This window comes from Achromobacter sp. 1011811831 (genome assembly GCF_059760905.1).
Genome location: NZ_JCBANG010000141.1, coordinates 1 through 11252, shown reverse-complemented (window position 1 = coordinate 11252; position 11252 = coordinate 1). Strand labels below are relative to the sequence as shown.

8 protein-coding genes are annotated in these 11252 nt (G+C 69.7%); 4 read left to right on the top strand and 4 right to left on the bottom strand.

Annotated features, from left to right (window positions below; translation table 11 throughout):
* Positions 1 to 24: 24 nt before the first annotated feature.
* Both AC6LJ9_RS29285 and AC6LJ9_RS29280 read right to left on the bottom strand, forming a co-directional pair.
* Positions 25 to 2034 carry a PEP/pyruvate-binding domain-containing protein gene (locus AC6LJ9_RS29285; protein WP_498150276.1) on the bottom strand — a complete coding sequence of 670 codons (2010 nt, stop codon included), beginning with the start codon at positions 2032 to 2034 and terminating at the stop codon, positions 25 to 27.
* A 110-nt stretch (positions 2035 to 2144) separates the two neighbouring features.
* On the bottom strand, positions 2145 to 3332 hold the full coding sequence (locus tag AC6LJ9_RS29280; RefSeq protein ID WP_498150275.1) for an MFS transporter: 1188 nt from the start codon (positions 3330 to 3332) through the stop codon (positions 2145 to 2147).
* A gap of 133 nt (positions 3333 to 3465) precedes the next feature.
* On the opposite strand from AC6LJ9_RS29280, the gene AC6LJ9_RS29275 reads away from it, so the two are divergent.
* Positions 3466 to 4392, top strand: a complete 927-nt coding sequence (locus AC6LJ9_RS29275; RefSeq protein WP_103273936.1) for a LysR family transcriptional regulator — start codon at positions 3466 to 3468, stop codon at positions 4390 to 4392.
* A gap of 7 nt (positions 4393 to 4399) precedes the next feature.
* Here AC6LJ9_RS29275 and AC6LJ9_RS29270 read toward each other — a convergent pair whose 3' ends face one another.
* Positions 4400 to 5815, bottom strand: coding sequence for an MFS transporter (locus tag AC6LJ9_RS29270; RefSeq protein WP_498150274.1), 1416 nt, complete (start codon positions 5813 to 5815; stop codon positions 4400 to 4402).
* Between the two features lie 303 nt (positions 5816 to 6118).
* Positions 6119 to 7540 (bottom strand): argininosuccinate lyase, encoded by a 1422-nt coding sequence (gene argH, locus AC6LJ9_RS29265; RefSeq protein ID WP_498150273.1) that lies wholly within the window; start codon positions 7538 to 7540, stop codon positions 6119 to 6121.
* Positions 7541 to 7728: 188 nt separating this feature from the next.
* Here argH and AC6LJ9_RS29260 point away from each other — a divergent pair, with 188 nt between their 5' ends.
* From AC6LJ9_RS29260 to AC6LJ9_RS29250, 3 genes are all read left to right on the top strand, one after another.
* Positions 7729 to 9039: a mechanosensitive ion channel family protein gene (locus tag AC6LJ9_RS29260; protein ID WP_498150277.1), complete on the top strand. Its 1311-nt coding sequence runs from the start codon at positions 7729 to 7731 to the stop codon at positions 9037 to 9039.
* A 73-nt stretch (positions 9040 to 9112) separates the two neighbouring features.
* Positions 9113 to 10753 carry an NAD+ synthase gene (locus AC6LJ9_RS29255; RefSeq protein WP_498150272.1) on the top strand — a complete coding sequence of 547 codons (1641 nt, stop codon included), beginning with the start codon at positions 9113 to 9115 and terminating at the stop codon, positions 10751 to 10753.
* A 65-nt stretch (positions 10754 to 10818) separates the two neighbouring features.
* Positions 10819 to 11157 carry a P-II family nitrogen regulator gene (locus tag AC6LJ9_RS29250; RefSeq protein ID WP_103273941.1) on the top strand — a complete coding sequence of 113 codons (339 nt, stop codon included), beginning with the start codon at positions 10819 to 10821 and terminating at the stop codon, positions 11155 to 11157.
* The last annotated feature ends 95 nt before the right edge of the window (positions 11158 to 11252 follow it).

Here is an 11252-nt window from a genome sequence, read left to right as displayed (position 1 = left end):
GCGACATGCCGTCCCGGGCCATATTCATTTGCGCGCCGAGCCGTCCACGTAGGGGCGCGACTGCAGGATGATGAGTTCGTCGCCGACCACGGCCCATTCGATGTCCTGGTCCGCGCCGCCCAGCGCCTGCTTGACCTGGCGGCCCACGGTCGCGAGCCGCGCGATCAGCGCGTCCGTCAGCACCTGGCGCGAGCCTTGCAGCGGCACCTCGCGCACGCCGCCGGCGGCGTCGGGCACCAGCTGCGTGTCCTCGGCCGAGCGGCTCAGCACCTGCACCGCCTTGGACCAGCTCGAATACATCACCTGCTCGGCCTGGCGCTTGCCTTCCACCACCTTGATGCCCAGGCCGCGCTTGGCCGAGATGTAGGTCACGTGGCGCCGGCCGGCGTCGAAGGGATCGCGCGTGATCATCACGCCCGAGCTGTCCGATGGCGCCGCCAGCTGCACCAGCACCGCCATCGCCACGGCGTCCTGGCCCAGACCGGCCGCGCGGCGCGCCTCATAGGCCTCGAAGTTGTAGACCGAGGCCCACACGGTCTGCACCGCGCGCGCCAGCGCCTCGGCCTGGGTCACGTTGGGCACCGTGGTGTACAGGCCCGCGCCGCTGAAGCCGGGCAGGTCTTCCGAATTCGACGAGCTGCGCACGAACACGCCCTGGCCCTTGAGCTGGCTGTTCCACTGCGCCAGCCAGGATTGCGCCAGCGCCGCGTCCGGTTCGGCGCCGGCGATCTCGGCGCGCAGCGCCGCCAAGGCTTCGCGCCGCGCGTTGGCGTCGGTCTGGAAATCGTGGCGCTGTTCCAGCGCCGCGATCTTCTGCGCCACCTGCAGGCGACGCATGAAGGCCTCGTATTGCGAGAAGGGCACGCAGAAACCGTCCGGCACGCGCGCGGCGGGCGGCAGGGCAGACTTGAGCGCGCCCAGGTTGGCGGCCTTGACGCCGCAGTAGCGGCTGTCGCGGGCTTTCAGGGCGGACAGCGGCTTCAGCGTGGTCACCGACAGGTCCGGCTTGGGCAGCTTGCGCGCGGCCTGCTTGGGCGGCGTGACGTGGGGAATGATATCGGGGCGGGCCACCGGCTGCACCCGGTAGTCCTGCGCGCTCACGTCCAGCTCGACCCACTGGCCGTCGTACTGGCGCAGCGCCGCCTGCGCGTCGCGCACATAGGCGTTGGGGATGCCCCAGCCCTTGGCCAGCAGGTTGACGTGCGACAGCAGCGTGGACGGGCGCTGCGTCACCAGCCCGGCCACCGGCGGCAGCCAGACCGGCACCTCGTCCAGCACCAGGATGTCCTGGGGCGACAGGTCGCCAGTCTGCTCCACCGACTTGATGATGCGCAGCCGGCCCTGGGAGCGGCCGGTGTTCAGCGGCAGGAAGGGCTGTTCGCGCAGCAGGGCTTCCTGGGTCACGAAGGTCAGCCCGGCGCGTTCGGCGGTCTGTTCGTGCAGCGTGGAGTTGGCCTTGAAGCGCGGCGCTTCATAGAACGAGGCGCGCACCACGTCATCGGTCTGCTTGAGCAGCTCGGGCGTGAGACGGTCGCCCTCCCAGAATTCATAGGTATAGCCGGGCAGGTCGCGCTGCCAGCTTAGCGTGCCGAACAGGAAGCGGCGCTTGGGATCCTTGTACTGCGAGATCAGCGTGGCCTTGTCCAGCTTGGGCGCCAGGCCCTCGCGGCGGGCGAACTGCTCGTGCAGCACGTAGCGCGGCGTGTTGATGTAGTAGATGCGGTTGGCCTGGCGCCGGTCGATCACGAAGATCAGGTGCGGCATCTCCAGTGGCGTGCCGGGGTTGTAGACGCGCGCCAGGCGCATGAAGTCCTCGCGGCTGCCGACGCGGTCCAGGTAGGCCGGCGCCTTGGGGTCGTCCGGGCCGGACTCGATGGGCGGTCCTTCCAGGCGCATTTCGTAGGGCGAGGGCTTGCGCGCCGTCTGCGCGGATGCGTCGTGGCCGGCGGCCAGCGACAGCGCGCACAGCGCGACCAGGGGGGCAAGGCGCAGGCTCGGGCCGATGCGGCGGGACAAGGCGCGGAAGGAATCCATGGATGCCATTGAGAATGCGGGAATGGCGGGATCATAAAGGACTCGGCGACGCCGCGCGCGGATGCCGCCGGGCAGGCCCGGACGGCGGCGGGCTGGTCGCGGCGGTCCATTCAGGCAGGACGCGCCGGCCGCAACCGCGCGATGGGCGCGATCATCAGCGACGCCAGCAGCGCCACGGCCGCCGCCGCGTAGCCCACGCTGTCCAGGCCCCAGCGCGGAATCGCCAGCCCGCCCAGCGCCGCGCCCAGCGCGATGCCGGCGTTGGCCGCTGACACGTTGAGCGTGCCGGCCAGCGCCTGGGCCCGCGGCGCGGCCTGCATCACGCGCACCTGGCAAATGGGATAGAGCGCGGTGTTGGCGATGCTCCAGGCCGCCAGCGCCGGCAGCAGGCCGCCCAGGGTCGCGGCCAGCGCCATGCTGGCCAGCGTGCCCAGGCCCAGCAGCAGCGTGAAGGCCAGCGTGGCGCGCAGCGGATGCCGGTCCACTGCCTTGCCGCCCAACGCGTTGCCGATCAGGCCGACCGCGCCGAAGCCCATCAGCCACCAGCCGACCTGCGCCGGCGCCACGCCGGCCAGCCGCTCCAGGATGTCGGCCAGGTAGGTGTAGGCGGTGAACATGGCGGTGAACACCGCCACCGACAGGCCGATATGGGCCAGCAGCACGGGATCTTTCAGGATGCGGGCCTGGTCGCGCAGGGGCGTCCTGGCGGACTGGTTCAGCGCCGGCATGTGGCGCGCCATCAACGCGGCCAGCAGCAACGACAGCGCCGCCAGCCCCCAGAAGCTGGCGCGCCAGCCGATGGCGGCCGCCGCCAGCGTGCCGACCGGAATGCCGAACAGCAGGGCGGCGGAGATGCCCAGGTAGACGCGCGACACGGCCTGGCCCGCGCGCAGCGGTCCGGCCATGCGCGCGGCGGCCTCGCTGGCCGTGCCCCAGAACACCGGCAGGGCCAGCGCCGGAATGAAGCGCGCCAGCGCCAGCACCCACAGGTTCGGCGCCAGCGCGGCCAGCGCATTGGCGCCGGCGAAGACCAGCAGGATGGCGACGAACAGGCGCTTGCGTTCCACGTGCGCCAGCGCGGCCGTGAGCGGCGGGCCGGCCAGCATGACCGTGAAGGCGAACAGCGCGACCAGTTGCCCGGCCTGCGGGACCGACACGCCGAAATCGCGCGCCAGCGCCGGGATCAGGCCGACGATCAGGAATTCGGTGGAGACGATGACGAAGGCGGCGAGGGCCAGGATGATGATGGCCGGGCCGGAAGCCGTGGCCGGCGTGGCGGGGGAAATCGGGTGTGGCATGGGGCAGATGGGTTGCGTGTATCCAGCCTCGAACGATATTGAAGAATGAAAATCCTATCCCGGGTATATATTCTTCATATTTAGGAAATTAATTCCTGTATCGGGGTGGGCATGACCCCTTGGAGCGCCTGGAATGATCCCGTCTGAACGCCTGAAAGGCATCGAGGTTTTCGTCTGCGTGGCCGACGCCGGCAGCTTCACCGCCGCCGCCGACCGCCTCAGCCTGAGCGCGTCGGCCGTCGGCAAGAGCGTGGCGCGGCTGGAGGATCGGGTCGGCGCGCGGCTGTTCGAGCGCAGCACCCGGCGGCTGGCGCTGACGGACGCGGGCGCGGCCTTTCATCGGACCTGCGTGCGGGTGCTGGACGAGCTGCAGGAAGCCGAGGCGGCGCTGGCCGCGCAGCGGCAGGAGCCGGCGGGCTGCCTGCGCGTGGACCTGCCCGCCACCTTCGGCAAGCGCAAGGTCCTGCCCCTGCTGCTGCAATTCGCGCGCCGCCATCCACGGCTGCAGCCGCGCGTCACGTTCACCGACCGTTTCGTGGACCTGGCGGAAGAGGGCATCGACCTGGCCGTGCGGATCGGCGGCCCCGACCGGCGCATGCCGGGCCTGAGCCATCGCCAGCTGGGCGTGGAACGGCTGGTGTTCTGCGCCGCGCCGGACTACCTGGACCGCCGTGGCGCGCCGAAGGACGTGGACGAACTTTCGCGCCATGACGCCGTGGCGTACGCACGGGCTGATGGCGCGGCCGCCTGGCGCGTGCCGCTGGGCGAGATGCCGCCCGCCGGCCTGGCCGCCGCCATGGGCAGCATGCCGATCGAAGGCGCGATCACGCTGGGCGATGCCGAGGCCCAGCTCGACGCCGTGATCGCCGGCTGCGGCATCGCCCAGCTGGCGACCTGGCTGGCCGGCGACGCCCTGCGCGACGGCCGCCTGGTCCAGGTGCTGCCCGGCTGGGAAGCGCCCGGCCTGCCGCTGCGGCTGGTCTGGCAGACCAGCCGGCAACTGCTGCCGAAGGTGGACGCGACGCTGGAAATGTTGGGGGAGGGGGTGAGGGTCGAGTGAGGGAGGCCTACTGCGCCCCATCCCGCCGCCGATACACCCGCGCCAGGCTGGCGACCAGCGACAGCGCCGCGATCGCACAGGCCAGGGCGAACACATATGTGGCAAACGATGCGCCCGCGCCGTCGCCGATGCCACCCGTCAGCGCGATCACGACGGCGACCAGGGCCGCGCCGATGGACTGGCCCGTGGTCCGGGCCGTCGACAGCACGCCAGAGGCCGTGCCGGTGCGGTTCCGCGCCGCGTTGGCGAACATTTCCTTGTTGTTCGGCGGCAGGAAGAAGCCGTAGCCCATGCCGCACAGCGCGATGCGCCACACCAGGTCCGCGATCGTCGCGTGTTCCGGTAGCAGCATGAGCGAGCCCAGGCCCAGGCAGAACATGAAGACGCCGGCGCTGGAGACCTGAGTCGCGTTCAGCCGGTACACCAGCCGGCCGGCGATGGGCGCGCACAGCGCCACCGCGATGGGCCAGGGCGTGAACACCAGCGCGGATTCCAGCACGCTGTAGCCGTGCGCGGCCTGCAGCACGAAGGGCAGCGCCACCAGCGCGATGCCTTGCGAGACGAACATGGTGACCGAGGTCAGCACCGCGAAGCTGTAGCGGCGCGATGTGAAGATGTCCAGCGGCAGCAGCGGACTGCGGGCGCGGGTCTGGCCACGGACGAACACAACCGCCAGCGCCGCCGCCGCGCCGGCGAGCAGCAGCACGCTGCGGTTGCTCCAGCGGCCGATCTGGTCGACGGCGAGCGCGAACAGGCCGAAGGCCGCCGCCGAGGTCGCGGCGCCGAGCACGTCGAAGCCGCGTTCGCGCTGCGTGTCCTTGCCCAGCGCCATGAGCGAGAAGGCGATGGCCGCGATGCCGAGCGGGAGGTTGATGTAGAACAGCCAGGGCCATGAGGCATACGACACGATCAGTCCGCCCAGCGCCGGCCCCAGCGCCGTGCCCACCGCGAATACCAGCGCGTTCACGCCGAAGATGGTGCCCAGCGATCGCGCCGGGAAGATCACCCGGTACATGCCGTAGCCCACGCTGATCAGCACCGCGTAGCTCAGGCCCTGGAGGATGCGCATCGCCACCAGGACGATGAAGCTCGGCGCCAGCGCACAGCCCAGCGAGGCGATCGTGAACAGCGCCAGTCCGGCGGTGTAAAAGCGCCGTTCGCCGATCCGGGAGCCGAGCGAGGCACAGGTCAGCATGGCCGCCGCGCTGGCCACCTGGTAGCCGTTCGCCACCCAGATGACCGAGGCGGCGCTGACGCCGAGATCGGCCGAGATGGTGGGCAGCGCGATATTGACGATGGAGCTGTCCAGCGCCGACATCAGCACGCCAATCAGTATGGCGGCCGCCGCGAAATACCGGCGGGGAATGTCGAAGCCTTCTTCGTCGGCGGGGGCGGGTGCGCTGGCTGAGGCGGCGGTCGGCATGTGGCGTCGGGGTCGAGGAAGGAGTGGGATCCTGTCGGGCGCAACGCCAAAGGCTGGGAAAACGGCGTGATCGCGCTTTCGGGGGGTAGCCGGCTTGCGGCGAACGTTCCGCAGCCAGGTGGCGGCGGGAGCGTCGGCGCAAAAAATACGCTTGAGTATAGGAGCCTGCGGGGGCAGGCCGCTCAATGCCCCTGATCCCCGCAGGGGTCCACGGCGTGCGGGGCGGCGGGCTTGGGCACAAAAGAAATCGGCCCTGGAATTGTCCAGGGCCGATGTCATGGTGCGACGGATGCGCGGCGGGTGTTATTCGCCAGCCGTCTCCGCCAGCACGCGGCGGGCTTCCTCGGCGACGCGCTCGGGGGCGGTGCCGCCCACATGCTTGCGGGCCGCGACCGAGCCTTCCAGCGTCAGCACCTGGTGCACGTCTTCGCCGATGTCGGCGTTGTAGGCCTGCAGCTCGGCCAGCGTCAGGTCGGCCAGGTCGCAGCCGCGCTGTTCGCAGTCGCGCACGGCGTGGGCCACGACTTCATGGGCGTCGCGGAAGGGCAGGCCGCGCTTGACCAGGTAGTCGGCCAGGTCGGTGGCGGTGGCGAAGCCCTGCAGCGCGGCGGCGCGCATGTTGTCGGCCTTGACCTTGATGCCGCCGGCCATGTCCGCGAAGATGGTCAGCGTGTCGCGCAGCGTGTCCACCGTGTCGAACAGGCCTTCCTTGTCTTCCTGGTTGTCCTTGTTGTAGGCCAGGGGCTGGCCCTTCATCAGGGTCAGCAGGGCGACCAGGTTGCCGTTGACGCGGCCGGCCTTGCCGCGCGCCAGCTCGGGCACGTCGGGGTTCTTCTTCTGCGGCATGATCGAGCTGCCGGTGCAGAAGCGGTCGGCCAGGTCGATGAAGCCCACGCGCGGGCTCATCCACAGCACCAGCTCTTCGGACAGGCGCGAGACGTGCGTCATGACCAGCGCGCCGGCGGCGCAGAATTCGATGGCGAAGTCGCGGTCGGACACGGCGTCCAGCGAATTGCGGCAGACGCCGTCAAAGCCCAGCGTGCGCGCCACGCGCTCGCGGTCGATGGGGTAGGACGTGCCGGCCAGCGCGGCCGCGCCCAGCGGCAGGCGGTTGACGCGCTTGCGGCAGTCGGCCAGGCGCTCGGCGTCGCGGCCGAACATTTCGGCGTAGGCCAGCAGGTGGTGGCCGAAGGTGACGGGCTGGGCCACCTGCAGGTGGGTGAAGCCGGGCATGATGGTGCCGGCGTTGTCCAGCGCCACCGTGGCCAGGGCGCGGCGCAGCTGGCGCAGCAGCTCGATCAGGGTGTCGATTTCCTCGCGCAGCCACAGGCGGATGTCGGTGGCGACCTGGTCGTTGCGCGAACGGCCGGTGTGCAGGCGCTTGCCCGCGTCGCCCACCAGCTCCACCAGGCGCTTCTCGATGTTCAGGTGCACGTCTTCCAGGTCCAGCAGCCACTGGAAGCTGCCGGCCTCGATCTCGGCGCGGATCTGGGTCATGCCGCGCTGGATGTCGGACAAGTCCTGGGCGCTGATGATGCCCTGGGCGGCCAGCATGTCGGCGTGGGCCAGCGAACCCTGGATATCGTGGCGCGCCAGGCGCTTATCGAAATCCACGGACGCGGTGTAGCGTTTGACGAGTTCGGAGACCGGTTCCGAGAACCGGGCGGACCAGGCTTGCGCCTTGTTGGCGAACTGGTTTTGGTCGGGGGAGGGGGTGTTTGCCATGATGGGCGGGATTATAGGGCCTGCGGGGGGCGTCCGCGGGCCGGACGCCGGCACGCGGCGCTGCTCCCGGGCGGCGGCCAGGGCGGCGCCGGCAGGCCGTGCCGGGCCGCGGAACCCCGGTACGGGAACGGGTGTCGGATAATTCGGCTTTGATTCGATCTGTTTGAGTGAGTGGAAACCCTATGCCCATGGACTGGGAAGACCTGGTGACCCAAATCGACGCCCAGCTGCCGAAGGAAGTCTGGGCGCAGACCCTGATCGGCATCGGCGTGCTGGTGCTGACCGCCCTGTTCGTGCAGTGGGTGGTGGCGCGGGTGGTGCTGCTGCTGGCCCACCGCCTGCTGGTGCTGACCGGCCATGACGACTGGGACAAGGCGCTGCAGCGCCGCCGCGCCTACCAGAACCTGTGGTACGCCGTGCCCTTCGCCGTGGTGTCGATGGGCATCGAGCTGGTGCCGCACGTGGACCGCGCCGCCGAGATCGTCGGCCGGCTGGCGCACGCCGGGGCCTGGATCTGCGTGTTCGTGGCCCTGTCCGGCGTGCTGAGCGCCTGGCAGGACACCTATTCGGCCACCACGCGGGCGCAGACGCGCTCGATCAAGGGCTATATCCAGATCGGCAAGCTGGTGCTGATGGTCATATGCACCGTTCTGGTGCTTTCCATCCTGATCGACCGCTCACCGCTGTGGATGATCTCCGGCCTGGGCGCGCTGTCGGCCGTGCTGCTGCTGGTGTTCAAGGACACGCTGCTGTCGCTGGTGGCCAGCACTCAGCTCACCACCAACGACATGCTGCGCATCGGCGACTGGATCGAGATGCCGCAGTCCAACGCCGACGGCTTCGTCAAGGACATCGCGCTGCACACGGTCAAGGTGCAGAACTGGGACAACACCGTGACCACGGTGCCGACCTACAAGCTGTTCTCCGAGAGCTACCGCAATTACCGTCACATGTTCGAGTCGGGCGGGCGCCGCATCAAGCGCACGCTGCGCATCGACGCCGCCAGCGTGCGCTTCCTGACCGACGAGGAAGCCGGGCGCCTGATGCGCTTCCGGCTGCTGCGCGACTACCTGCAGGCCAAGACCAGCGACATTGCCCAGGCCAACCAGCACATGGGCGAGCAGGCCGCCGTGCCGGCCAACCGCCGCCGCCTGACCAATATCGGCACCTTCCGCATGTATGCGCTGGCCTACCTGAAGCAGAATCCCGAGGTACGCCAGGACATGGCCATGATGGTCCGCATGATGGAGCCGCAGTCCGACGGCATCCCGGTCGAGGTCTATTGCTTCACCGCCGTCACCGCCTGGGTGGAATACGAGCGCATCCAGGGCGACATCTTCGACCACCTGCTGGCCATCCTGCCCGAGCTGGGCATGCGCCTGTACCAGCAGCCGTCCGGCGCCGACATCGGCGAAATGGGCGGCCGCCTGCGCGAGAGCGCGATGCGGGAAATGGGCCGCGACGGCGTCGGGCCGCAGGGGCAGGAGTTGCCGCGCTAGCTCCCGCCGCCGGCCCCGGCCGCCTCATGCGATAATTTTCCGATCGATTGTCACGTATTTGGAAACGCTGTCCATGAGCGCCGCCCGTGTAGGAATTGCGCAGATCAACGCCCTGGTGGGGGACCTGGCGGGCAATGCCGCCAAGGTGCTGGAGGCCGCCCGCAAGGCGCATGCCGAAGGCGCCGACGTGCTGGTCACGCCCGAGCTGGTCCTGACCGGCTACCCGCCCGAGGACCTGCTGCTGCGCCCGCTGTTCGTCCAGACCCAGCAGGACGTGCTGGACCGCCTGCGCCAGGACCTGGCCGGGCTGGCCGGGCTGCACGTGCTGGTGGGCCACGTCCAGGCGCGCCAGGGCCGCTTGTACAACGCCGCCTCGGTGTTGTGCGAGGGCCGCGTGCTGGGCACCTACTGCAAGCGCGAGCTGCCCAACTACTCGGTGTTCGACGAACAGCGCTATTTCTCGGCCCACGGCGAAGCGCTGGTGTTCAACGTCAAGGGCGTGCGTTTCGGCGTCAACATCTGCGAGGACATCTGGTTCGACCGCGCCCCGCGCGCCGCCGCCCAGGCCGGCGCCCAGGTGCTGCTGGTGCCCAACGCCTCGCCGTACAACACCGGCAAGCAGGAAGAGCGGCTGGAAGTGGCGCGCCGCTGCGCCCGCGAGAACCGCTACGCGCTGATCTACGCCAACATGGTGGGCGGCCAGGACGAGCTGGTGTTCGATGGCGCGTCCTTCGCGCTGGACGCCGCCGGCGAACCGGCGGCGCGCCTGCCCGATTTCACCGAGGGCGTGAATTTCGTCGAGGTCGACGCCCAGGGCGGCGTCAAGCCGGCCTCGGCGCAGGCCGACGTGGCGCCGTACTGCCTGGAAGAGCAGGTCTGGAACGCGCTGGTGCTGGGCGTGCGCGACTACCTGGGCAAGAACCGCTTCCCCGGCGCCATCATCGGCCTGTCCGGCGGCATCGATTCGGCCGTGGTGCTGGCCGTGGCGGTGGACGCCATCGGCGCCGACAATGTGCGCGCCGTCATGATGCCTACGCGCTATACCGCCGACATTTCCCAGATCGACGCCGCCGACATGGCGCGGCGGCTGGGCGTGCGCTACGACGACATCGCCATCGGCCCGGCCGTGGACGCTTTCGAAGGCCTGCTGGCCGGGCAGTTCGCCGGCCTGCCGGTGGACGCCACCGAAGAGAACATCCAGGCGCGGGTGCGCGGCACGCTGCTGATGGCCCTGTCCAACAAGACCGGCCGCCTGGTGCTGACTACGGGCAACAAGTCCGAGATGACCACCGGCTACTGCACGCTGTACGGCGACATGGCCGGCGGCTTCGCCGTCATCAAGGACGTGCCCAAGACCCTGGTCTACCGCCTGGCCGTCTGGCGCAACCGCAATGGCGAGGTCATCCCCGAGCGCATCATCACCCGGCCGCCCTCGGCCGAGCTGCGCCCCGACCAGACCGACCAGGACAGCCTGCCGCCCTATGACGTGCTGGACGGCATCATGGAACGCTACATGGAAGGCAACGAATCGGCCGGCGAGATCGTCGCCGCCGGCTATCCGCCCGAGGCGGTGGAGCAGGTCGTGCGCCTCATCCGCATCAATGAGTACAAGCGCCGCCAGGCGCCGCCCGGACCGCGCATCACGCCGCGCGCGTTCGGCCGGGATTGGCGTTATCCTGTCACCAACGGATTCCGCGAAGCCGTCGGCAAATAGGCGCCGCGAGCGCCCCGGCCGCGCCCGGCCTTCCACGCAGATCGAAAAAAACCAGGACAAGCAAAGTGAAACAAGTCACCGCCATCATCAAACCCTTCAAGCTCGACGAAGTCCGCGAAGCGCTGGCCGAGGTCGGCGTCAGCGGCCTGACCGTCACCGAGGTCAAGGGCTTCGGCCGCCAGAAGGGCCACACCGAGCTCTACCGCGGCGCCGAGTACGTGGTCGATTTCCTGCCCAAGATCCGCGTCGAAGTGGTGCTGCCGGACGACCGCGTCGAGCAGGCCATCGAGGCCGTGGTCAAGGCCGCGCGCACCGGCAAGATCGGCGACGGCAAGATCTTCGTCACCCCGGTCGAGCAGGCCATCCGCATCCGTACCGGCGAAGCCGACGAAGAAGCGCTCTGACGCATTTCTTTCGTCCGGCACAGGCCGCGCCGCCCATCGGGTCGCGCGGCCTTTGTTTTTCCCGCCCGCCTGGATGACGTGACGGGCATCCAGGC